At 73.1% G+C, this 22,811-nt stretch carries 22 protein-coding genes; 18 read left to right on the top strand and 4 right to left on the bottom strand.

Features of this window, described 5'->3' with window-relative positions; genetic code table 11:
* The first annotated feature begins 36 nt into the window (after positions 1-36).
* The 14 genes from RIN75_RS30315 (at position 37) to RIN75_RS30250 (ending at position 15,854) form a co-directional block, all read left to right on the top strand.
* On the top strand, positions 37-3,480 hold the full coding sequence (locus tag RIN75_RS30315) for a penicillin-binding transpeptidase domain-containing protein (protein ID WP_309115466.1): 3,444 nt from the start codon (positions 37-39) through the stop codon (positions 3,478-3,480).
* The gene (locus RIN75_RS30310) at positions 3,477-5,585 is read left to right on the top strand and encodes a hypothetical protein (protein WP_309115465.1); all 2,109 of its coding nucleotides are present in this window, start codon (positions 3,477-3,479) and stop codon (positions 5,583-5,585) included. Before RIN75_RS30315 ends, RIN75_RS30310 begins: the two co-directional genes overlap by 4 nt.
* Complete coding sequence (locus RIN75_RS30305) at positions 5,582-5,893, top strand: hypothetical protein (RefSeq protein ID WP_309115464.1); 312 nt, start codon at positions 5,582-5,584, stop codon at positions 5,891-5,893. Before RIN75_RS30310 ends, RIN75_RS30305 begins: the two co-directional genes overlap by 4 nt.
* Positions 5,894-5,900: 7 nt before the next feature.
* Positions 5,901-7,610, top strand: a complete 1,710-nt coding sequence (locus RIN75_RS30300) for a hypothetical protein (protein ID WP_309115463.1) — start codon at positions 5,901-5,903, stop codon at positions 7,608-7,610.
* A complete protein-coding gene (locus RIN75_RS30295) occupies positions 7,607-9,607 on the top strand; it encodes a hypothetical protein (RefSeq protein ID WP_309115462.1) in 2,001 nt (666 codons plus the stop codon). Before RIN75_RS30300 ends, RIN75_RS30295 begins: the two co-directional genes overlap by 4 nt.
* Before the next feature lie 12 nt (positions 9,608-9,619).
* Positions 9,620-10,897 carry a hypothetical protein gene (locus RIN75_RS30290; RefSeq protein WP_309115461.1) on the top strand — a complete coding sequence of 426 codons (1,278 nt, stop codon included), beginning with the start codon at positions 9,620-9,622 and terminating at the stop codon, positions 10,895-10,897.
* The gene (locus RIN75_RS30285; protein WP_309115460.1) at positions 10,894-11,388 is read left to right on the top strand and encodes a hypothetical protein; all 495 of its coding nucleotides are present in this window, start codon (positions 10,894-10,896) and stop codon (positions 11,386-11,388) included. The genes RIN75_RS30290 and RIN75_RS30285 overlap by 4 nt, the downstream gene beginning before the upstream one ends.
* Complete coding sequence (locus tag RIN75_RS30280) at positions 11,385-11,984, top strand: hypothetical protein (RefSeq protein WP_309115459.1); 600 nt, start codon at positions 11,385-11,387, stop codon at positions 11,982-11,984. The genes RIN75_RS30285 and RIN75_RS30280 overlap by 4 nt, the downstream gene beginning before the upstream one ends.
* Complete coding sequence (locus RIN75_RS30275) at positions 11,972-12,337, top strand: hypothetical protein (RefSeq protein WP_309115458.1); 366 nt, start codon at positions 11,972-11,974, stop codon at positions 12,335-12,337. The genes RIN75_RS30280 and RIN75_RS30275 overlap by 13 nt, the downstream gene beginning before the upstream one ends.
* A complete protein-coding gene (locus RIN75_RS30270; RefSeq protein WP_309115457.1) occupies positions 12,334-12,594 on the top strand; it encodes a hypothetical protein in 261 nt (86 codons plus the stop codon). Before RIN75_RS30275 ends, RIN75_RS30270 begins: the two co-directional genes overlap by 4 nt.
* Positions 12,595-12,790: 196 nt before the next feature.
* Positions 12,791-13,150 (top strand): PadR family transcriptional regulator, encoded by a 360-nt coding sequence (locus RIN75_RS30265; RefSeq protein ID WP_309115456.1) that lies wholly within the window; start codon positions 12,791-12,793, stop codon positions 13,148-13,150.
* A complete protein-coding gene (locus tag RIN75_RS30260) occupies positions 13,147-14,502 on the top strand; it encodes a permease prefix domain 1-containing protein (protein ID WP_309115455.1) in 1,356 nt (451 codons plus the stop codon). The genes RIN75_RS30265 and RIN75_RS30260 overlap by 4 nt, the downstream gene beginning before the upstream one ends.
* A gap of 66 nt (positions 14,503-14,568) precedes the next feature.
* Positions 14,569-14,772: a hypothetical protein gene (locus tag RIN75_RS30255; protein ID WP_309115454.1), complete on the top strand. Its 204-nt coding sequence runs from the start codon at positions 14,569-14,571 to the stop codon at positions 14,770-14,772.
* Positions 14,773-15,155: 383 nt separating this feature from the next.
* Complete coding sequence (locus RIN75_RS30250) at positions 15,156-15,854, top strand: Crp/Fnr family transcriptional regulator (RefSeq protein ID WP_309115453.1); 699 nt, start codon at positions 15,156-15,158, stop codon at positions 15,852-15,854.
* 33 nt (positions 15,855-15,887) lie between these two features.
* Here RIN75_RS30250 and RIN75_RS30245 read toward each other — a convergent pair whose 3' ends face one another.
* Positions 15,888-16,481, bottom strand: coding sequence for a hypothetical protein (locus RIN75_RS30245; RefSeq protein ID WP_309115452.1), 594 nt, complete (start codon positions 16,479-16,481; stop codon positions 15,888-15,890).
* A 177-nt stretch (positions 16,482-16,658) separates the two neighbouring features.
* Positions 16,659-17,189 (bottom strand): CGNR zinc finger domain-containing protein, encoded by a 531-nt coding sequence (locus tag RIN75_RS30240; RefSeq protein ID WP_309115451.1) that lies wholly within the window; start codon positions 17,187-17,189, stop codon positions 16,659-16,661.
* Between the two features lie 39 nt (positions 17,190-17,228).
* Between RIN75_RS30240 and RIN75_RS30235 the strand changes: the two genes are divergently transcribed.
* Positions 17,229-18,194 (top strand): DMT family transporter, encoded by a 966-nt coding sequence (locus tag RIN75_RS30235; RefSeq protein ID WP_309115450.1) that lies wholly within the window; start codon positions 17,229-17,231, stop codon positions 18,192-18,194.
* Between the two features lie 208 nt (positions 18,195-18,402).
* The gene (locus RIN75_RS30230; RefSeq protein WP_309115449.1) at positions 18,403-18,813 is read left to right on the top strand and encodes an SSI family serine proteinase inhibitor; all 411 of its coding nucleotides are present in this window, start codon (positions 18,403-18,405) and stop codon (positions 18,811-18,813) included.
* 42 nt (positions 18,814-18,855) lie between these two features.
* Here RIN75_RS30230 and RIN75_RS30225 read toward each other — a convergent pair whose 3' ends face one another.
* The gene (locus tag RIN75_RS30225) at positions 18,856-20,262 is read right to left on the bottom strand and encodes a PLP-dependent aminotransferase family protein (RefSeq protein WP_309115448.1); all 1,407 of its coding nucleotides are present in this window, start codon (positions 20,260-20,262) and stop codon (positions 18,856-18,858) included.
* Here RIN75_RS30225 and RIN75_RS30220 point away from each other — a divergent pair.
* Entirely contained in the window at positions 20,261-21,181 is a 921-nt protein-coding gene (locus RIN75_RS30220) for a DMT family transporter (RefSeq protein ID WP_309115447.1), read from the top strand. The genes RIN75_RS30225 and RIN75_RS30220 overlap by 2 nt on opposite strands.
* Before the next feature lie 40 nt (positions 21,182-21,221).
* Here the strand turns inward: RIN75_RS30220 and RIN75_RS30215 are convergent, their stop codons facing one another.
* Positions 21,222-21,644, bottom strand: coding sequence for a hypothetical protein (locus tag RIN75_RS30215; protein ID WP_309115446.1), 423 nt, complete (start codon positions 21,642-21,644; stop codon positions 21,222-21,224).
* Between the two features lie 204 nt (positions 21,645-21,848).
* Here RIN75_RS30215 and RIN75_RS30210 point away from each other — a divergent pair, with 204 nt between their 5' ends.
* A complete protein-coding gene (locus tag RIN75_RS30210; protein WP_309115445.1) occupies positions 21,849-22,733 on the top strand; it encodes a DUF2268 domain-containing putative Zn-dependent protease in 885 nt (294 codons plus the stop codon).
* The last annotated feature ends 78 nt before the right edge of the window (positions 22,734-22,811 follow it).

The raw sequence follows: 22,811 nt of genomic DNA, 5'->3' as shown, positions 1-22,811 counted from the left end.
CAGCGTTCGCACGACCGCCGCGGAGGAATCCTTTTCATGGGTGGTGCCTTGTCCGCTGTGTTCGGCACGGGCGGGATCAGCCGGCTGCTCGTGCTGACCGGGCTCGTGCTCGGCGTGGTGGGCGCGATCGGGTTCCTGCGCGGGTCGGCACGGCTGCGGGTCTCGGCGGTGGGATCGATGGACCCGACCGCGGTGTGGTGGCGGCGGTGGGCGACCGGGCCGGGGCTGGTCCTGGTGTGGCCGTTGTTCCTGGTGTGGGCGGGTTTCTGGGTCGGCTCGGACACCAAGAACCTCCCCTACAGCACGGCCGTGGGCCTCCCGCTCGCACTGCTGGTGGTGTGCGCGGTGCAGTTGCTGCGGCGGGCGCACGCCCGTCGAGGGGATCACCACGTGGCGCCGGCCGCGTTGGCCGCGGTGCTGACCGGCGGGCTGCTGTTGGAGTTCGGGCTGCTGCTGGCGGTCCGGCTGGTCGTCCTGCGCGACCCGGACGCGGAGTTCGGCACGGCACTCGGGGGCGACGCCTTCACCGCAGCGCGCAGCGCGGTGCTGTTACCCCTGGTGCTGCTGCTCGTGCTGCTGGCCGTGCCTCTGGCGGTCGGTGTCACAAGGCTGTCTGGTGCGCGGCGCGCGACCACCAATGCTCTCAAGACCACGACCGGGTGGATCTCGGCCATGCCCTCGCGGCTGCGGTGGTGGGGCTCGGTCGTGCTGGTGTTCGGGGTGTTCTTCGTGGCCTGGTTCGACCGGCCGGACCGCCTGGTGTTCGCGGGGATCGCCGCCTCGGAGTACGGCAAGGTCGTCTACCTCGGGCTGCTCGCGGTCGTGCTGGCCGGGTTCGCGCACCGGTTCGGGCGGCCCGAGCAGCATTTGCGCAGCCAAGAGCACCTGCTGTTCCCGATCGCCCTGTTCGCGGCGGTGTGCGCGGGCAGCGTGTTCCGCAGTGACCTCGGACCGTTGATCGGCCTGTTCGCGGTGACCTTGGTCCTCATGCTGTTCCTGGTCGCCGACGGCGTCCGTCGCTCCTCGTTGCGGCACAGCGGCAGCCGGTGGCGGCGGTGGGCGGAACTGGCCGTGCACACCCGCTGGTACCTGGTCGCCCTCGCGGGCACGGTGCTGGTCGGGGTCTTCGCGCTGACCGTCGTGGACAAGGCCACCGACCGGGTCGAGGGCATGGTGCGGCCGTGGGAGTACGGGTGGACGCCCACGTGCGTCGAGCCGCCCGTGGGCACGGTCCTGGAGGACGCGCCCGAAGGTGCGGCGGTGTGTCGGCTCGCGGTGGACGGCGGCGCGGCCAACCGGCGTTCGCAGATCGCGCAGGGCATGGCCGCGATCGCCGACGGCGGGCTGTGGGGCCGGGGTCTGGCCGACACGGCGTCCGGTCAGGTGCCGCTGGGGGAGAGCGACCTGGTGATCGCGGTGATCTGGGCCAAGCTCGGCGGGGTCGTGGTGCTGCTGCTGGGCGTGCTGCTGGCGCTGCTGGCGACCGCGCTGACCCTGGTGGCGCGCGACGCCGAACGGCGGTCCGGGGCGCGCGGGCCGACCGCGGCGCGGCTGTTCGCGATCGGGGTGGCCACGCTGCTGGTGGCGCAGTTCGGGTACGTCTTCCTGGCCACGATCGGGTGGGTGCCGCACTCCGGTTTCACCGTGCCGTTCCTGTCGCGCGGCGGGCAGTCGACGGTGGCGTTGGGCGCGGCCGTGGTGCTGGCGCTGTGGTGGAGCTACCGCCCTGCGGACACCCACACCTCGCGCCGGACCCGACCGGCCCCGCCGGCTCCCAAGGCACGCGTGCTGTCCGCGCCGGTCGTGCTGGTGGTGGTGCTGTGCCTGGCGGGCGGCACGGTGATCACCGCCTGGCCCTACCGCGGCTACCCGACCGACCGCCCGTACTGCCGGGCCGAACAGCCGCGCGCGAACCCGGATGAGTGCTCCACCGACCGGATCGCGATGCGCCGCAACACGGTCGTCCTGAGCGTCGGTGGCGTTCCGCAGTACAAGCGCAACCGCGCGGAGGGCCGGTGGGACAAGATCGTGGAGGACCCGGTGATCTCGCTGGAAGACCTCCACGGGCTGGTCCAGAACGACGCCGGGTCCGGCGCGGTGGACGGCGCGCTGGGTGAACTGGTCTCGGGCGGCAGCGGTCTGAGCAACCCGTTGCTGCCCGCCGGCGAGGCCGAACCCGGTGTCGTGGAACTGACCGTCGACCCGGAACTCCAGCGCGCGGCGACCGCCGCGTTGCGCACCGAAGGCGGCGGGAGCGGGCCGCTCGCGGGCGGGATCGTGGTCCTCGACCCGGCCACCGGGCGCGTCCTCGCCGCCGCGACCGCGCCGGGCCACTTCGCCGAACCCGAGACCGAGGCCCCGAAACCCGACCCCGCCCAGCGCGCGGAGTTCGAACGGCGACACCCGCCCGGCGTCCTCGACGGGGACCGCATCGACGAGGGCCGCGCGGCCGAGTGCCGCCCGGACGACGAGGTCGACAACACCTGCTGGCAGTGGGTGATCGGGTCCGGTCGCGACCCGGAGTCCGAGGAGTCCGAGGACGACCGGCGGCGCTACGTCGACGGCCGTGACGACGTGGCGCTGCCGGACCGGACGAACAACCGGGTGTTGCGCGACTACGGGCTGGGCTCGACGTTCAAGGTCGTCGTGGCGGCGGCCTACCTGCGCCAGCCGGGCAAGCACATCACCGACCGGGTCCGGGCCCCCGCCGAACTCCCGGTCCGCGGGCGTGCCGAGCCGGTGAAGAACTCGCCGCGCGGCACGTGCGAGCGCGGCGAGTCCGGGGTGATCACGGTGGCCGACGCGCTGGCCGTGTCCTGCAACACCGCGTTCGTGCGGCTGGCGATGGACATGCCGTGGGAGCTGATCCGGGACACCGCCGAGGACTTCGGCTTCACCGCCGCGCCGGACCCCGACCTCCCGGCGTGGGTGGCCGGCACGGAGTTGGGCGTGGCCTCGCGGGTGCCGGCCGAGTCGTCGGGCGCGGAGCTGGCCAACAGCGTCCTGGGCGGCGGGGCCGTCGAGGGCACCCCGTTGCACCTGGCCGCCGTGCTGGGCGGCATCGCCCACGGCGGCCGGCTCGTCCAGCCGCGCCTGGTGGACGCCACGACCCAGCCGCTCGGCCGGCCGCGCACCGAGGTGGTGCCGGAGGTCCGTCAGGTCCTGACACCGGAACAGGCGGGGGAGCTGATGGTGGGACTGGCGGGCACGGTCGAGTTCGGCACGGCCGACCGGCTGACCGAGCGGCCCGGTCACGACCTGCGGGTCAAGACCGGCACGCACGACATGCACGGCGGGGACGACCCGCCGCCCGGCGAGTTCGCCCGCCAGATCGCGTGGCTGGTGGGTTCGGTGTCCACGGCGAGCGGGCCGGTGGCCTTCGCGGTGGCGGTGGAGACGGCGGACGAGGTGCGGGGCGCGGCGCGGGCCCGGTGGCTCGCCGACGCGGTGATCGGCGCGATCGTGGAGGGACGCGGATGAGCGACCATGCGCGCGAGGACGACCGGCGGGAGGCGGCGCTGGGCCGCGAGGTGCGGCGGGAGTTGAGCAGGTGGTTGGCGCACCACGCCTCGGGCGCGCCGACCGCGGTGGACGTGGTGGTCCGGGTGGCCCGGTCGCTGTCCGCCGTGGCCGAGGACGAGCTGCGCGCCTCCGTGGACGACCAGCGGCGCGAGTACCCCGGCGCGATCCCGCGCCTGGCGATCACCGTGGACCGGGACCTGCCCGCGCCCGGCTTCACCGTGGAGATCGTGCCCGTGGTCGCCGCCGCCGAAGAACCCAGCGCGCCCATCACCGATGAAGAACCCGACGAGGACCAGGACGAGGACCAACTCGTGCTGACCCTGAAGCTCGGCCGGTTCCGGTTCCCGCACGTGCTGCGCCCGTCGGCGGGCTGGGTGCCGGTGTCGCGGCGCGGCCCCGGCGGCATCGTCTTCCCCGACGAGGCGGAAGCGGTGCCCAGGGCGGCACTGGTCGAGCTGCGCAACGTCGCCGGCAACCTGCACGTCCGGCGCACCGGCCAGGACCGCCGCTACATCGTCGCCGTGGGCGGCCAGCGCGTCGAGCACGGCCGGCCGACCGGCATCGGGGTCTCCCCGCGCGGCCGGATCGTGATCCGCGAGGCGACCGGCGACGCGGTCGCGACCATCGACTACGAGCTGCACGACCGGTTCACCGAGCTGCGCACCGGCGGCGCCACCGACACCGGCGACGGCACCGGCATCGCGGCGTGGGTGACCGGCGGCGGCTCCTTCAAGCGGATCCACGTCGAAGCCCCGCCGGCGGGCGTGGTGCCCAGCGCGCGGGAGTTCACCGGCCGCTCCGCGCGCGGCGAGCCGCACCAGCTCCGCGTGCGCGTCCTCTACACCCGGGCCGAGGCGCTCGAACCCGGCGGCGAGGAGGTGTGGCACGTCAAGGTCTACCGCTGCGACACCCCCGAGGACGCGGCGATGCTGCGCGCCTTCCTGGAAGCCCAGATCGGCAACGTCGAGCGGGCCAACGGCGCGGTCGGCGGGTCGAACCGGGTGCCGCCGTGGGTGATCGCCCCGGTGCACCTGCTGTCGCTCGCGCGGCCCGCGGCCCCGCGGACCCGACTGGCGGACAAGGGCGAGCGCATCCCCGAGGGCGTCGCGGCGCGGCTGGCGGGCTGGTTCGGTGTCGCCGACCAGCCCGACGTGGACACGTGCGTCCTGGTCGCCTCCCCGTGGGTGAGCGAGGTCGGCTGGGTGCGCCAGGAGATGCGCCCGGTGCCCGGCCGCGGCCCGCTGGAGCACCTGCGCAGGCTCGCCCGGGGCCTGGACCTGATGCACGGCCCGCTGGGCATCGCGCACGGCGACATCAAGCCCGCCAACGTGTGTCGCCTGGCCCGCGCCGACGGGCACGACGGCTACGTCCTCATCGACGCCGACTCGATCGGCCCGGTGCGCTGCCCGGCGCGCGACGCCCGCCCCACCGACGAGTACACCTCCGCCGACTACCGCGCCCAGTGGGAGAACGGCGACGTCGTCGACCTGAGGGCGTTGGACCGCTTCGGTTTCGTGCTGGTCACCATCGCCGCGGTGGCCAGCCCCGACCGGTTGCGCGGCCTGCTGGACAAGCAGGGCGGCCGGGAGCGCGTCGTCGACTCGCACCCGCGGGTGGTGGAGTACCTGACCAACTGGTGGTCGCGGTCGCCGCGCTGGCAGCCGTTCGCCGAGGAGTTGGCCGCCCCGTTCGCCAAGGGCGTGTTCGCCGACCCGGACTTCAGCCTGGAGGAGTGGGTCGACCGGCTGATCGCCGCCCACGACCGGCCGGGCCCGCAGTGCGGGCACCCGGGGTGCCCGCCCGCCGAGTGCGTGGCGGGCCGGCCGCGGGACGACCACTACGACCCGCCGTACGCGGAGCAGTTGCGGCGCATCCGCGACGAGGTCCGCAGTTCGCACCACATCGCCGGCGGCACGCGGGAAGCGGTCATCCGCGAGCTGCGCGCGCAGCAGGCCGCGCTGGCGCTCGCCGCCTACCGCGGCGCGTCCCGCTCGGTGCTGGCCGCCGTGACCGTGTTCCTGCTGATCGTCGTCGTGAGCCTGAAGCTGGGAGGGGTGCTGTGAGCGATCCCGAGGTGGCGGCGTCCCTGCCCCGGAGCCTGCGGGCGCGGATGCGGCCGGTGTGGCACGGCGACACCGTCGTCGACAGCGCCGAGCAGGAGAACCTGCCCGTGCTGGTGGCGGACTGGGGTTCGCACGCCCAGCCGCAGAGCAGGCGCGCCAAACCCGTCGCCGAGCCCTACCTGCGCCGGCACCTGGCCCGCGCCCGCGCGGTGGGCCGCGAACAGGGCCTGCGGGCCGGCCTCCTGTGGTCGGTCCCGGTCGCCGTCGGGCTCGTGGTCCTCGCCCTGCTGCTCCCCGAGATCGGATGACCCCGCGATGACCGAACCGCGCAACCTCGGCCCGTTCGACGCCTGCCCGGCGTGCGGCCACGACTTCGGCGTCGCGCCCACCCAGGGGCCGCCGAGCCTGCACCTGGCCATCGCACCCGGCCCCGCCGGCCGGCCGCAGTGGCGGCTGAGCCTGTTCGACGACCACGGCGCGCCCGGCAAGCACTGGCAGTCCCCGGACTACGACCCCGCGCAGGCGCAGGACGTCTACTGGCTGTGCGGCGACGGCCACCTGTTCTTCGACCACCACCTCCAGGGCGTGCGCCGCACCACCGCCCGGATCGACCGGTTCAGCAGCGCGGCGGCGGTCGGCGCGGTCGCCGCGGGCAAGAGCTACCTGCTGCTGCGCACCCTCAACCAGGACCTGACCCTCCCGCCCGCGAGCCGGGACGCCGGCACCGGCGCGCCGCCGGTGAAGATGAGCGGCACGGCGTTCGAGGAACGGCCGATGAAGGCGCTGCGCCGCGAGTACGACTCGACCGTCTACGACAACGTCCCGCTGGACCCGACGAGCCTCCAGGAGATGGTGCCCGCGCAGTTCCTCGCCGAGGTGCTCGGCGGCGACCTGGTGGACCAGATCCGGCAGATCCACGTGGAGCTGCTCGGCGCCGGCCCGGCCCGCTGGGGCACCGTGGTGCGCCAGCCGATCGTGCAGCGCTACAACGCGCGCGGCCGGGTCGTGATCACCTCGGTGGCCGACCTGCCCGGCGAGTTCTTCAACGCCGAGACCTACGACCAGGAGTACCGGCAGCGCGCGCTGGCCAAGTACGACAGCCTGGTCTGGACGATCGACCCGATCGTGGAGCCCGCGTTCACCCGGTTCCTGCCCCCGGCCGACGCCGAGCGGCTCACCATGAGCAGCGTCCGCCCCGACCAGCACACCCTGGCCGACCTCAACCGGGCCCGGTCCCGGCGGCGCGTGCAGCAGCGCGACATCGCCGACCGGCTCACCGCGCAGGGCGACTTCGGCAAGGACGACGGCGCCATGCGCAAGCTGCTGGTGTGCCTGACCAAGGCCGACCTGATCACGCACGCGGTGCGCGGCGGCAAGCGGCTGGCCGAACTCGGGCCGGTCGACGCGGTGGTGACCGGGGTGGCCGACTACCTGGTGGACGTGTCCAACCGGTGCGCCGGCCGCATCGGGCACGAGGGGGTGGTGGAGCGGTCGGTGTGGAACGGGCTGGTCCGCGACCTGACCCAGGACCTCGACGTGCCCGAGATCCGCGAGGAGATCGCCCGGCACGTGGCCCGCGAGGTGGTCGCCCACTACAGCGACGGCGAACGGCTGTGGAACCTCATCCACTTCGGCGGCGAGGACCGGATCTCGGTGGACGCGGGCAGCTCGGAGACCGAGCTGACCCGCCGGCTCGCGGTGCCCTCCATCGACCGGCACGTGGCCGCGTCGCTCACCCCGGGCGAGGGCGGTCTGCTGCGCCAACGCGACCTGGTGATGTCGGCGCTGACGTGCGGCCTGGTCTACGGGCTGGGCATGGGCCAGGTCGTGCGGCAGCTGTTCGAGCAGCGGTGGCGGGAGGTCCGGTTCTACCTGTGCTCGCCGTTCGGGGACGTGCCGGTGCTCTCGCCGGGCACGCTGGACCGGTTCGAGCTGGACGGCGGGCACGAGTTCCCGGCGGCCGGCGACCCGTCGGCCGCGCTCGTCCAGCTCAAGCTGGGTCTGCTGTCGGGGGTGCAGCTGTGATCCCGGTGGAGCTGGTGCAGTGGGGCGGGGTGGCGGGCAGCGGGTTCAGCCCGGTCGACGACGGCGGATTGCGGCGCGCGTCCAACGACTTCCGGTCCGTGGCGCAGGAACTGGTGCACGTGCCCGATGGCGTTCCGCAGCCCACGCCGGACCTGGAGGCGCGGTCGGCGCTGGGGCTGCGGGTGGTGCAGGTGCCCGGTTCGGGGCTGTGCTGGTGCTTCTCGGTGCAGGTGTGCGGCGGGCGGTTCGGGCGGACCGGGGTGTGCCAGTTCCTGTTCGCCCCGGTGGACGGGACCGAGGCGTGGCGGCTGTGGGAGAGCTGCGTGGCCGCCGTGGAGTCCGGTGAGGGGCTGCTGCCGTGGTCGCTCGCGACCACCGGGCTGGCCGGCGATCCCGCGCCGATCGGCGGCAACGCGGACACCGCGACCGTGGCGGAGGTGCTGACCGGGCTGGTCGAGGGGCATGACGCGGTCCGGGTGTCCGGGGCGGAGGCCGAGGTGGCCGCGGCGATCGCGGGCGCGCTGCGGGTGCTGCCGGACGCGGTGGCGCGGGAGCGGGTGTGGACCACGTTCCTGGCGGCGACCCCGGCGAACCCGCGCTTGCCCCGGGTCACCGGGGCGTGGCCGGAGTCGCTGCGCGGGACTCCAATGGCGGAACGGGTCGACCGGTGGCTGGACCGGAAGGCTGTGTCGTTCGAGGACGATGGCCTCGGCGACAAGGCTGCGGCCGTGCGGTGGCTGGCGGCACGCGTGCGCGAACCCGCTTCGGTGGACCGCTACCGCTCGCTGCCGACGATCAGGGCGTTGGTGTCGTCGGTGGTGGAGCACGAGTTGTGGCGGCTGGCGGCCGACCAGGTGTGGCCGGCGCTGCAACGGGGTGACGAGCGGGTCCTGCGTGCGGAGAACGAGCCGCTGCTGGTGTCGTGGCTGGTCGGGAACGCGGCGCCGGCCGTGGAGTGGTTGTGCGGGACGTCGGTGGGGTTGCCGGCGGAGTTCGCCGACACCGTGTTCGGGTTGCTGGTGCGGGAGAACGGCCTCGGGCTGCCGACCTCGGACCCGGTGTGGTTCGACCGGTCGGCGGAGCTGGCGCGCCGGCGCTGCCCGACCCGCGCCGACCTGGTGAAGCTGGCGCGGGCGCTCGCGGTGGGCGACGTGCGCGCGACGGGGCCGTGGTTCGAGGCGCTGGGCCTGGACCGGCGTGATCCCGACCTGGCGGACCTGTTCCCGGTCACCGAGGAGGCCGTGGTCGAGGAGGTCACGGCCGTCGGTGACCTGGGGCCGTTGGGTGAGCGGCTGCTGGCCGGGTCCGCTTCGCCCGCCGAGGTGTTGGCGCGCCTGGTGGCGGCTGTTCCGCCGTTGGCGCCGGCGGTGGCGGTGTCGTGGTTGGGTCGGGTGGGGGCGGAGTCCGAGCGGCGGCAGCTGTTCCGGGCGGTGCTGGGGCGGCACCGGTTCGCCGGGCAGGCTTCGGAGTGGCTGCTCGCGGCTGTCGAGTCCACAGAGGACGGTGAGATCCGGGACGTCGTCGCCTCGCTGGGAGCGAGCGCGTTCGGGCGCGAGGAGCGGCCGTCGCTGGAGTTGTCGTTGGTGTGCTTGGAGATCGGGGCGCGGTCGGTGGAGCCCGCGAGTTGTTTCGCGGTGTTCTGGGACGTGGTGCGGGCGTCGATCGGCGAGTTGCGGCGGCAGGTGGCCGAGCGGGACCGGTGGCCGGCGCGGGAGGCCGAGTTGCAGGAGGCCCTGGCCGGGCTGGCGGAGGAGCACGAGGCGCTGGAACGGGACCACCGGGCGTTGATCGAGGAACACCGGGCGGTCGTCAAACGGGCCAAGCGGCGCGCGGAGCCCGGGGAACGCCCGTCGCGCGACCGGAGGGCCAAGCACGCCGCGGACTACGGACGCCGGATCCTGCGGCGGCGCAACGCGACCATCGGGCTCGCCCTGGCCGCCTTCCTGGCGCTCGTGGTGGCCCTGATCGTGCTCGTCCAGCAGATCTTCCACCCATGAGCCGGGGGAACCATGGATGCCGCTGACGCCGCCCGCCAGGTCGAGTACCTCACCGACCGGGCCGTGATCGAGTTGACCGGGGTGCATGGGGCCAAGGGCGTGCGGCCCGCCCACTTGGCGCACCTCGTGGCGCTGTTCGGCGTCGCCAAGCAGCAGGCGGCGCAGGTGGTGGCCGGTGAGCCCGTGGAGCGGGACGCCGAGCTGTGGCGGCTGCGCGAACCGGGGGTGTTGCGTGCGGTGTGCGATGTGCCGGTCCCGCAGCCCGGCGGGGTGCTGGCGCTGCTGCCGGTGGCGTTCACCTGGGGCCTGCTGGGCGTGGCCGAGGTCATGTACCTGACCGGCGACCTCAGCTCCGACGTGGGGCAGCGGCCGCCGTTCTTCGCCTACTGGCTGAGCCTGCCGCCGCTGCTGAGCCCGCTCGTGCTGTCGGTGCTGATCGTGGTCACCGTGCTGGTGCTGATGTTCCGGTACGTCGGACCGGCCCGGATGCGCCGACGCGCCGACCGCACCGACCGGATCGTGCACCGGTTGGAGGCCGACCTGGTGGAGCCGGTGGCCGCGCTGTGGGCCGCCCGCACCCTGACCGACCAGGGCGAGCAGACCCGGCGGCTCGCGGTGGAGCTGACGTCGGCGGCGCGCCGGTTCGGCGGGGCGGCCGAGCGGTTGGACGCGGCGGTGTCGACCGTGGAACGGCTGGGTGACGCGGTGTCCCGACTGCTCGACGGCCTGCCGCACCTGGGCGCGCACGTGACCCGGCTGGCCGACGTGGAGCAGCGCATCGGGCGGGGCGCGGAGGTGCTGGAGGTCGCGGTGCGGCCGGTGGCCGAACTGGTGGACGAGGTCGAGCGGGCGGTGTCGTCGGCGGGTGCGGCGGTGGTGCGGGCCGAGGACGTGCTGGCGCGGGCGGACGCGGTGGCGGGGGAGGCGCGCGAGGTGTCCGCGGTGACGGCGGGGCAGCGGGAGGCGGTCGGGGCGGCGGAGAAGCCGTTCGCCGAAGCGGCGGCGCTGGTGGAGTCGGCGGCGCGCGACCTGGGTGCCGCCACGGGGACGTTGCACGACACCAGCACGCACCTGCGGGCCGCGATCCGGGAGGCGAACTGGATCACGATGGTGGTCGACGGCCTGCGGGCGACGAACGGGGCGGACGAGTTCCCGCCCGAGGCGCCGACCGCGGAACCGGCCGAGCCGACGCCGGCCGGCGCGGGGCAGAGCGGCGCAGGTCAGGGCGGGCCGGGGCAGGGCAGTGAGCGGCCGGCAGGGGAGCGTCCGGTTGGGGAGCGGCCGGAGTGAGGCGGCGGTATCGGCGTGAGGGGGATGGCGGGCTCGGGTCGGCGGGCTGGTTGTTCGCCGAGCTGGCGCTGGTCCTGGTCGTGATCGCCTTCGGCTCCGAGCTGCACCCGTCCCGAGATGCGCTCCCGACACCCTCGCCGACACCAGCCAGTACGACTCCGCCGACGACCGGGGTGCAGCAAGAGGGTCTGGTGCTGGAGTCGGTGGTGTTCTTCGTGGACGTCCCGGCCGGCGGCGCGGGCGTGCTCGAAGCGTTCCGGAATCAGATGGACGCCCGCGTGCTGCCCAACCAGCGAGTCGGCCTGGTGCAGCTGTTCGGCGTGCCGAGGGGCGCGACCAGCGGCCCGGACGTGTCGCGCGAACTCATGCGGGCCGTGGTCGGGCAAGTTCCGAAGCTGCCGCGTGAGCAGCAGATCCGGCCGTTCCTCGGCGACGAGGGCGGCCCGGGGACGGTCAAGGTCGAGCTGTTCCTGATGACGGGGTCCGCGTGATCGGCGTCCTCGACGGCTACGGCGGGCCGCTGGCCGGTCGCATCGTCGCCGCCCTGGGACCGCACGCCCGCGCCGCCGCGCCCCGCGAGATCACCGCCGGGTTCGACTGCCTCGTGGTCGTGCTGCCCCTGGGCACCCGGGAGGTCGACGACACCACCTCGACCGCGTTGTCGACGCTGGGCTCGGTGGCGGCCGACCGGTCGATGGCATCCTCGTTCCGGACGGGGATCGTGCTGGTGTGGGCGGCGCTGGCCGAACACCGGGTGGAACTGTCCGCGCCCCGGGTGGTCGCGGGCTCGACCCTCGTCGAGGCGTGGAACGCCGCCCCGCTGCTGCTGGGCACCGCGTGGTCCCGCGAACGCGCCCGCCACCCCGACGACCTCTCGGCGGCCCGTGCCCGCGGCGACGCCATCCGCCGCATGATCCACACGACCACCCACCAGAACGTCGACGGCGTGTCCCTGCCCGACGTGTGCACCCAGGTGGCCGTCCTCGACCCGCACCACGTGCACGCCCTGGCCGTCCGCCTCGACGACCGGCGCTGGTCGGGTGCCGCCTCCGTTGCCGCCGCCGTGGCACTAAGATGTTCCCTCTGACGCACCTGGCACCCGGCGGCTCGTACACCGACCCGGGCAACGGCAAGATCCTCACCGGCACCAACTTCGGCGCGGTCGGCGTCACGGTCAGCGACGCGGGCACCTACCAGGAGATCGAGACGTCCTCGGTCGTGCTCCGGGCCTACAAGACCCCGCTGAAGTTCGCCCTCTACAAGAAGGACAACACCACGCTGATCTGGTTGGAGTCGTCCGGCCTGTCGTGGGGCGACGGCCAGGCCCGCCAGCGGCTGACCCGCCAGACCGACGAGCAGTTCTACGGCACCGGACTGCGCCTGGGCACGTGGGCGCTGCGCGACCTGACCGTCCCGGTGGCCATCGACAACAGACGGTGACCTCGTTGAAGGGCAAGGGTTTCCAGACCGGTCTGTGGACGCAGCGGTCGTTGTCCAACATCGCCTGGCAGGTCGGCACGGCCGGCACCCGGATGGTCAAGACCGACGTGGCGTGGGTCGGCGGCGGCTACCAGGGCGCGTTCGACGGCGTGAACTCCGCGGTGCAGGGCATCGAGAACAAGGCGTGGACAACCAGAGGTGGCGGATCAGCGGGACGGCCGATGGCTACGCGGTCAAGGCAAAGCACAGCGGGCTGAGCATGGCGCCCACCGGGACCGGGTCGACCAACGGCCTGGTGCAGGTGGTCGACGGCGGGGTGGCACTGCAGAGGTGGACCCCGCGGTGATTGATCGGACGGCGGGCGGTCCCCCGTCCCGCCCGCCGTCCTCCGGGGCGTTGCCGGCGGCCGATACCTAGAAGTACTATGCATCAGACATCTAGGGTGGAGGTTTGGTGAAAGTCGCCAAAGATCTTGTGGCTGCGTCGGCGACGCCGATGGTGTTGGGCATCCTCGCCGAGGCCGACAGCTACGGGTACGCGATCCTGCGGCGGATCAACGAGCTGTCCGGCGGGGAGTTGGACTGGACGGAGGGGCTGCTCTACCCCCTGCTCCACCGGCTGGAACGGCTGGGGCACGTGGAGTCCAGCTGGCAGTCGGTGGCCGGTGAGCGGCGGCGCAAGTACTACCGGATCACCGACAGCGGGTTGGCCGAGCTGGCCGAGCAGCGCCGGCAGTGGGACACGGTGGTCGGTGCTTTGAAGGAGATCTGGCGCGGGGACTCGCAGGCGGTCGTCCTGGGGGTGCCGGGATGAGCGAGGGGCTGGAGGCGCAGTTCGCGCAGTGGCGGTCCTACGTGCAGCGCCGGAAGGAGTTGCGGGGGACCGACGTCGAGGAGCTCGAGGACCACCTGCGGGGGTCGGTGGAGGAGTTGGTCGCCGCCGGGCTCCGGGACGACGAGGCGTTCCTGGTCGCGGTCAAGCGGATGGGCAGCCTGGACGAGTTGTCGCGCGAGTTCGCGCGGGAGCACTCCGAGCGGCTGTGGAAGCAGTTGGTGCTGACCGGGGACGTCGACGGGGCGGCGGATCCCGGCAAACGGCGTGAGCTGGTCGCGTTGGTGGCGTGCGCGGTGGGCGCGGCGCTCTCGGTGAAGCTGCCGGAGGTGTTCGGGCTCGACCTGGACCGGGACGGCGCGTTCTACGCGACCAACGCGAGCCTGTTCGCCCTGCCGTGGCTGGCCGGGTTCCTGGCCTGGCGGCGTCGGGCGGGCGCGGCGGTGATCGGCGTGCTGGTCGGGTTGTTCGCGGTCGGCGCGGTGGCCGCGAACGTGTACCCGTTGGCGGAGACGTCGATGTCGGTCGTGCTGACCAGCATCCACCTGCCGATCGCGCTGTGGTTCGCGGTCGGGCTCGCCTACGTGTCCGACGACCTGCGCTCGCCGCGCCGGCGCATGGACTTCGTGCGGTTCACCGGCGAGTGGTTCGTCTACTACGTCCTCATCGGACTCGGCGGCGGTGTGCTGATCGCGTTCGTGTTCGGCACGTTCGAGGCGATCGGGACCTCGCCGGAGACCTTCGTCTCGCAGTGGCTCGCGCCGTGCGGCGCGGCGGCGGCGGTCGTGGTGGCGGGGTGGCTGGTCGAGGCCAAGCAGAGCGTGGTGGAGAACATCGCGCCCGTGCTGACCCGGCTCTTCACCCCGCTGTTCACCGCTGTGCTGCTGGGTTTCCTGATCACGCTCGTGGTCACCACGTCGGGCATCGACGTGGAGCGCGAGGCGCTGATCCTGTTCGACCTGCTGCTGGTGGTGGTGCTGGGGCTGCTGCTCTACTCGATCTCGGCGCGCGACCCGCTGGCCCCGGCGGGGTTGTTCGACAAGCTGCAACTGGCGCTGGTGGTGAGCGCGCTGCTCATCGACGTGCTGGTGCTGCTGGAGATCACCGGGCGGATCAGCGAGTACGGCACGACGCCGAACAAGGCGGCGGCGCTGGGCGAGAACGTGATCCTGCTGGCCAACCTGGCGTGGTCGGCGTGGCTCCTGCTGGGCCAGGTGCGGCGGAAGACGCCGTTCGCGGCGCTGGAGCGGTGGCAGACCAACTACCTGCCGGTGTACGCGGGGTGGGCGTGGGTCGTGGTGCTGATCTTCCCGCCGATCTTCGGCTACCGGTAAGCGCCGGTCATCAAGGCCCGCGTCCACTGGGCGCGGGCCTTCTCGGTCGTGCGGCATGATGCGCGGGTGGGATTGGACGACGACCCGTTCGACTGGCGGGTGACCAAGGACGGCCAGGTGCTGGTGTCGAGGGGCGGCCGTGTGGTGACGACGGTGCGGGGCCGGTCGGCGGCCCGCCTGATCACCGCCCTGGACCGCGCGGACGACGAGGGCGCCCAACAACTCCTGGCCCGCGCCACCGGCAACTACAAACGCGGCAACGAACGCTGACCGCCTGCCGCCGGTCGGGACCCGGCGCGGAAGCGGTTCCGCCTGGACCGCGCGGGTCGGTTGCCGGCTCGCCTGCCGACCTGCGTGATCGTGTTCGCGTGACCAGCGCCGCCCGGACGGCCCGCCCGATCGGGTGACTCATGTACTCCGGGGGCCGTGGGCCGCACTTGTCGTGGTGAAGACCGAGGGGAGAACGGCCGATCGGGGGACCGGCCGTCGGTGGTGGTGAACCGGGCGGGGTCCGGGCCGGCTGGGGGCGGTCCGGACCCCGTGCGCGTCCTCGCCGGTCCGGACCTCGTGCGCGTCCGGGCCGGCGACAACAGGCCCCGGGCTGTGCGAGAGTTGCCACGCGACATCGACTACCACGACCGGAGTCCGAGCCGATGGGGGACACCTGGCCGAGCCGCAGCCTCCTGGGCCGGCTCACGGAGGGCACGCGCCGACTGGTGCTGACCCTCGGGACGCCCGTCACCTACCCCGCGAACCACCTGGTGATCCGGGAGGGCGACGACGACGGCTTCGCCGTGCTCGTGCTCGACGGGGCGGTCAAGGTGCTGGCCACCGACACCGCGGGCGACACGGGCCTGCTGAGCCTGAAGGCCCGAGGCGACCTGGTGGGCGAGATGGCCGCCCTGGACGGCAAGCCCCGTTCGGCGAGCGTCGTGACCTGCGGCCCGGTCGACGGCCGCCGGATCCCGCCCGAAGACCTGACCCGCTTCCTGACCCGGCACGACGAGGTGCTGGTCGAGCTGGTCAGGATCGGCAACGAACACCTCCGGTGGGCCAACGACCTGCGCCGCGAGATGTCACTCCCGGCGGCCGCCCGGGTCGCTCGCGTGCTGCTTCACCTGGTCGACCTCCACGGACTCCACACCCCGCGCGGTTGGGCCTTGGGTTATCCGTTGACCAAGATCGAGCTGGCGTCGATCGCGGGGATGAAGCCGCGGACGGCGGAGAAGGCCTTCTCGGAGCTGCGGACGGCGGGAGTCGTCGAGACGAGCCCGCGGCGCGGCGTCCTGATCCCGGACCTGCAACACCTCCACGACTTCGCCGACGACTCCATGCCCACGAGCCGCCCTTGACCCACCACGCCACCGGCGCGGCGTCGTCGGGGCTCAGCGGCGACCGCTGCCCTCGGGTTCGCCGTCCAGCGGTGCCGACCGGGGGTCCAGCTGGATGTGCACGTGGCCCTTGCCCGCCTCGATGTTGATCACGTCCAGCTGCAACGCCGCCACCGACCAGGCCTGCAACGCCAGCGTCCGCTGTTCCGCCGCCAACCCGACCAACCGCCCGCGCTGCGGGTCCGGCGCGTTCAAAGCGGCCTCGAATCCACCCACCGCCACCGCCAACTGCCGCACCGACGTGGTCAACGCGGTTCGGGCCACGTTCACACCGTTCCCCGCCGACGGCGTCTCCGAGTACCGGCGCAGTTCGGCCGTCACCACGTCACGCCACCCGGCGACTTCCTCCGCGGTCGGCACGGCCCCGCTCGACGCGTCCGCCGGAGCCGCCTTGGACATCCCCGTCAACACCGGAGCCAGCCGGTCGCGGCTGCCCCTGGCCAGATCGGTCAGCACGACGATCTGCTCGACGTCCCGGCGCGCCTCCGCCTCCCGCAGCTCGGCGATCCGCCGCTCGGTCTTGTCCGGCCCCGACGTCCAGGCACCCAGCAGGAACGCGACGGCCACCCCCAGCACGAACGCGGTCACGGCGCCGGCTGTGGCGGGTTTCCAGTTCGCTTCCGGGCGCTTCGGTTCCGGGCGTTTGACGGTCTTGGCCACGACACCTCTCGTTCCGCTCGACGCAAGCCCCCACCAGACTGCACCGATCCACCACGATCCATCGTGGCGACTACCGGACACACGACCGCACCACGGGGTCTTGACCTACTTCTTGCGGGCCCGGTATGCGGCGACGGCGACGCGGTTGCCGCACGTGGTGCTGCAGTAGCGGCGGGAGCGGTTGCGGGACAGGTCCAGGACTATGCCGTCGCAGGTCTCGTCGGCGCACACCGCGAGCCGGCTCATCTCGTCGGACCTGATGACGTCGATCATCGCCATGGCGGTCTCGGCCGCGATCCGGTCGGCGAACGGGGTGTCCGGGTCGACCACGTGGATGTGGTAGTCCAGCCCGTCGTGCCGCACCAGCTGGGGGACGGCGCGGTGGGCGGCGAGGGTTTCGTTGACCAGCCGAGCGGCGGTGTCGCGGTCGCTGGTCAGCAGGCGGCGCAGTGGGGCGCGCAGGGCGCGGACGGCGGCGAGTTCGGTGGCGTCCCTGGTGCGGGCACCCGTGTAGCCGTGGCGGGCGAAGAAGGCGTCGACCTGGGACTGGTCGGTCATGGTGTCCGGCTCGACGGCGGAGTTCACCAGCTCGACCGCCGCGAGCAGGGACGCCACCGTGTCATGAGTGAAAACCACGTTGACAGATTACCAAGCCGCTCCATAGTGTCATGAGTCATGGCCACCATGACTCATGACAGACGTGCCGCTCGACTCGGTCCCGGGATCGGCCTCGCGGTGCTGTCCGCGTCGTCGTTCGGCCTGTCGGGACCGCTGGGGCGCGGTCTCATGGAGGCGGGCTGGAGTTCGGCGGCGGCGGTGTCGGCGCGGGTGCTGATCGCGGGGCTGGTGCTGTTGCCGGCGGCTGTGGCGCGGCTGCGCGGTGACTGGGGGCTGCTGCGGCGCAACCTGCCGCTGGTCACGGCGTACGGGCTGGTCGCGGTCGCGGGGTGCCAGCTGGCGTATTTCAACGCGGTGGCGCGGATGGACGTCGGTGTCGCGCTGCTGGTCGAGTACACGGCACCGGTCGCGGTGGTGGTGTGGTTGTGGTTGCGGCACGGGCAGCGGCCCGGGCGGTTGACCGTGCTGGGGGCGGTGCTCGCGTTGGCGGGGCTAGTGCTGGTGCTTGACCTGCTGTCGGGCGCGGACGTCGACGCGGCGGGCGTGCTGTGGGCGCTCGGGGCGATGGTCGGTGCGGCGGTGTACTTCGTGCTGTCGGCGCGGGACCAGGACGGTCTGCCGGGTACCGCCCTGGCGGCGGGCGGGCTGTTGCTGGGTGGGGTGGCGCTGCTCGTGGCGGGTGCGCTCGGGGCGGTTCCGTTGAGGGCGACCACTCGGGACGTGGCGTTCGACGGGTTCACCGTGTCGTGGTGGGTGCCCGTGGTGGTCCTGGGCGTGGTGACGGCGGCGCTGGGTTACGTCACCGGGATCGCGGCGACGCGGCGGTTGGGGTCGCGGCTGGCGTCGTTCGTGGCGTTGACCGAGGTGCTGATGGCGCTGGTGTTCGCGTGGCTGCTGCTGGCCCAGGCGCCGCGGCCGGTCCAGTTGGCCGGTGGGGTGCTGACCCTGCTCGGCGTGGTCACCGTGCGGCTCGGCGAGCGCACGACCCAAACCACCGATGATTCACACGTCAAAACGACGTGAAATGGGAAAACTTTCTCGTTGCGCCGTTTCGGGTAGCCGGACCCGCCGCCGGTCGGCGGTCTTCACGGATTTCACGGAATCGCCTACGCCAATGGTGTGCGGTGCGAGTTTGCTCACCTTGAAAGCGCGTTGTCGGCATTTCTAACCTCGGCGGCGGACCCGGCCCGACCGGTCGGGTCGACAACAAGATTCCGTTCGAGGGAGAACCATGTCCCGCATGTTGCCAGCCCTGCTCGCGACCACCGCCGCGGCACTGGCCGGCGTGTCCATGCCGGCCTCGGCGTCCGCCGCCACGACCGCGCCGACCGTTCGACTGCTGCTGAGCGTCTCCCACTCCGAGGCTGACCCGGTGCACGCCGGCACCCGTTACGGCTACTTGACCTGCGAGCCCGTTGGCGGGCTGCACGACAACCCCGCCGCGGCCTGCGCGGAACTGTTCGCGGCGGACGGTGACCTGAGCGCGACCGACCACGAGAGCAGCGTCGCCTGCACCTTGCAGTACGCGCCCGTGACGGTCCGCGCGGTCGGGTGGTACGGCGACAAGCCGGTGAACTACACGACGACGTACGGGAACAACTGCGTTTTCGCGGCGACCGCCGGCGAAATCTGGAACATCTGAATCGAATGATTCGGCGAGGGGCCTGCTGAAGACCCCTCGCCGTCATTGTTCGGAAAGCATGCGGCCGATGACGCGGGTGCCGTCGGGGAAGCGGTCCGGGTCAGGACCGGCGAAGTTGAGGCGGATGTACGCGCCCGACGGCTCCGCCGGGAACCACTCCGTGCCCGCCGCGATCAACACGCCCGCCGCCTCGCAGTCGGCCGCCAAGCGCTCCAGGTCGGTCTCGTCGGGCAGGCGCACCCACAGGTTCAGCCCGCCCGGCGGCACGTGGTCCAGGTGGGCCTGCGGCACGTTTTCGGCCAGGCTCGCCACCATCAGGTCGCGGCGGGTGCGGAGCTGGTGGCGCAGCGAGCGCAGGTGGGTGCGCCAACCCGGGTCGGTGACCACGTCCAGCGCGGCGGCCTGCAAGAACCCGCTCACGTACATGGACTCCGCCCCGCGGTCGGCCAGGATCCGGTCCCGGGCCGGGCCACGGGCGATCACGGCGGCGACCCGGATCGACGGGGACACGTTCTTGGTCAAAGACCGCAGGTAGACGACGTGCCCGGCGTCGTCCTGCACCGCCACGGGCCGCGCGGTGCTGTCGATGCCGAAGTCGTGCGCCCAGTCGTCCTCCACCAGGAACGCCGCGTGCGCCCGGACCACGTCCAAGACCCGCTGCGCCACCTCCGGCGACCACTGCGCCCCGGTCGGGTTGGCGTAGTTGGGCTGGGCGTAGAACAGCCGCGCCCCGGTCTCCTCGAACGCCCGCGCCAGCTCGTCGGGGTCCGGACCGGCCGGCCCGCCGGGCACCGGCACCACCCGCACGCCGGCCTGTACGGCGGCCAGGATCGCGCCCCAGTATGTGGGCGACTCGACCAGCACGGGCTGCCCGAACCCGGCCAGCGCCCGGAAGATCGAGCTGAGACCGCTCTGGCTGCCGGGCACCACCACGACGTCGCGCGGCGCGGGCGGGGCGACGCCGACCGGGGTGGCGCTACCCAGTTCGGTGGCGAACCACGCCCGCAGCTCGGGGTGCCCGGCCGGCTCGGACCGGGCCAGCGCGGCCTCGGACCGGGCGGCGCGGGTGAGGGCGGTGCGGACCAGGCGTTCGGGCAGCAGGGTGCGGTCCGGGTAGCCGGAGTGCAGGGCGATCGCGTCGGCCGGACCGGTGCGCATCGCGGCCGACATGGTCGGGACGCGGGCGTGCGGGGCGCGCAGTGCGCCGGTCTGCCAGCCGAAGTCGGGCGGCCGGGCGGTGCGGGCCGCGCGGACGAACGTGCCGACCCCGGGCCTGCTCTCCACCAGCCCCAACGCGCCCAGCGCCCGCAGCGCCTTCTGCACGGTCACCGGGCTCGCCCCGTACTCGGCCACCAGCGCCCGCGTGGGCGGCACCTGCGCGCCCGGCGGCGCTTGGGCGATCCACGCGCGCAGGCCGGCCACGATCCGCCCGGTGCTATCGTTGGACATGTCAGAGAACAGTAGCGCTACTCTCGTCAGAGCGACACCGCTATCCACCGGGTTGGGGTGGGGACTGCTGGGGGTGGCGGCGTTCTCGTTCACCGTCCCGTTCACCCGGATCGCCGTCGGCGCGTTCTCGCCCCTGTTCATCGGGGCGGGCCGGGCGGTCGTCGCGGCGGTGCTCGCGGCCGGGGCGTTGCTGCTGACCGGCCAGCGCCTGCCCACGGGCGTGCAGTGGGCGCGGCTGGCCGTCGTCGCGGGCGGCGTGGTGGCGGGGTTCCCGCTGCTGACCTCGTTCGCGCTCACCACCGCCCCGGCCAGCCACGGCGCGGTCGTGATCGCCCTGCTCCCGGCGGCCACCGCGGTGATGGCCGTGGTCCGGGGCAAGGAGCACCCGCCGGTGTCGTTCTGGGTCACCGCCGGGCTGGGCGCCGTGGCCGCGCTGGCGTTCGCCTCGGTGCAGGCCGGTGGTTTCGGGCGGCTGCACTGGTCGGACGCGCTGCTGTTCGGCGCGGTCCTCGCCGCCGCGATCGGGTACGCCGAGGGCGGGCTGCTGGCGCGCGAACTGGGGTCCTGGCAGACGGTGTCGTGGGCGCTGGTGCTGTCCGCGCCGCTGATGGTCGCGTTGACCGTGGTGTCGGCGGTGCGGCAGCCGCCGTCCGGGACGCCGGTGGAGTGGGCGGCGTTCGCCTACCTAGCGGTGGTCAGCATGTTCCTGGGCTTCTTCGCCTGGTACCGGGGGCTGGCGATCGGGCCGATGGCCCAGGTCAGCCAGGTGCAGTTGGTGCAGCCGGTGCTGACGATCCTGTGGGCGGCCTGGCTGCTGGGGGAGGAGTTGACGTGGCCGACCGTGGTCGGCGGCCTCGCCGTCATCGTGTGCGCGGGCACCGCCGTCCGCCGCCGAACGTCCACGAAGGACACTCGATGAGGCGGCCCGGGCCGGTGTGGAACGGCCCGGGCGGGTCGGGTCAGGCTTCGTTGGGCTTGTAGCAGTCCTTGAAACCGTCCGGCTTGGGCTGGTTGCCCGCCAGCAGGGTCACCACGTCGGACTGCTTGAGGTTCTCCGGGTAGCCGGGCCAGTCCGGCTCCTGGCCGTTGACGTGCAGTTCGTCCAGCCAGTAGCCGGACTGCCCGGCCACCTTCTCGAACTCCAGGTCGCAGCCCTTGACCCGCACGGTGGCCTCGAGGATCTTGTCGGACGTCTTGACGGTGCGCTTGCCGACCTTCTTGGACTTCTTCTTCTTGCTGTCGGACTCGCTGCGCACCTCGCCGACGTTGCTGAAGCCGGCCGCCTTCAGCTCCTCGGCGAACTTGTCGTCACTGCTGGAGCACGCCGCCAGCGCGGCGGCGCAGCCCAGGGCCAGCAGCACGGACGTGACCTTCTTGTTCATGGCGCACAGCAAACATCGGCGACCGATACGCCGTGCCCGGCTCGGCCAACCGTTACGGCGCTGTGACCGACGCGAACCGCTGCGGAGGTCGCGAACGCCAGGATCTCGGGGGCTGTCCGAGGCGGCGTAGCGGGGGCTACGCGGCGACGGGCCGTCCACAATGGGCTTGAGCTTGACGTGACTGGAAGGTCTAGCTTCGCCGGCATGACGATCACGGTGCTGGACACCTACCCGGCCATGCGCGAGATCCTGCACGCCCCGCGCGAGCAGCGGGCCGCCCTCCTCAAGGACATGCTGGAGCCGGCCGCCGGCATGTACCGGTACTTCCCCGGCGAGGTCGACCTGGTCGCGATGCACGGGATGGGCTCGGGCTTCCCGCTCGACCGCGACGAGCAGCGGTGCCTGGAGGCGTTGGCGGCGCTGCACGACGCCGACGCGTGGGGACGGATCGAACGGGCGCTGGAACGGGCGGTGGCCGTGCAACTCGCTGCCACGCCGGGGATCGCGGTGCCGGACCTGACCGTGCTCATCGTCCTCGGCGACCCCGGTGACGACCACTTCATGGGGCCGGCCCTCGGCATGACGGCCAACGGCAGCGTGACCGGGTACCTGTACCTGAACTTCTGGCCCTACCCGGAGAACCTGGCCCGGCTGGAGGCCACGGCGGTCCACGAGCTGAACCACAACCTGCGCTACGCGCCCGGCGGGGTGGTGTGGAACCCGGCGACGGTCACGGTGGGGGAGCAGGTCGTGTCCGAAGGCCTGGCCGACGCCTTCGCCCGCCGGCTCTACGGCGACGAGTTGGGCTACGCGCGCCTGGGTGTGCCGCACCTGCACGACGACGCCGTCTTCGACAAGGTCCTTTCCGGACTCGACGTGACCGGGATGCAGAACTTCGCCGCCTGGGTGCACGGTGACGCGACCGCCCTGCGCTACGGCGGCACCCCGGTGGGCCTGCCGACCGGCGCCGGCTACGCCGCGGGCAACCGCCTGGTCGACGCCTACCTCGCCGCCACCGGCCAGACCGCGGCGCAGGCCCTGCTCGCGGACAGCCGTGAGGTCATCGACACCGCGCTCCGCTCCCTCTGACCAAGAGGTTTGCGCGTCCACGAAGGTCCCGTTGGAAGTCGCGCCGGAGTTCCTGGTATTCGCGCGAGAGCGCATCGA

The sequence above is a fragment of the Saccharothrix sp. genome, assembly GCF_031180885.1.
Lineage (GTDB): Bacteria > Actinomycetota > Actinomycetes > Mycobacteriales > Pseudonocardiaceae > Actinosynnema.
The sequence above is the reverse complement of the archived record's forward strand: the minus strand, read 5'-3'. Positions and strand labels throughout refer to the sequence as shown.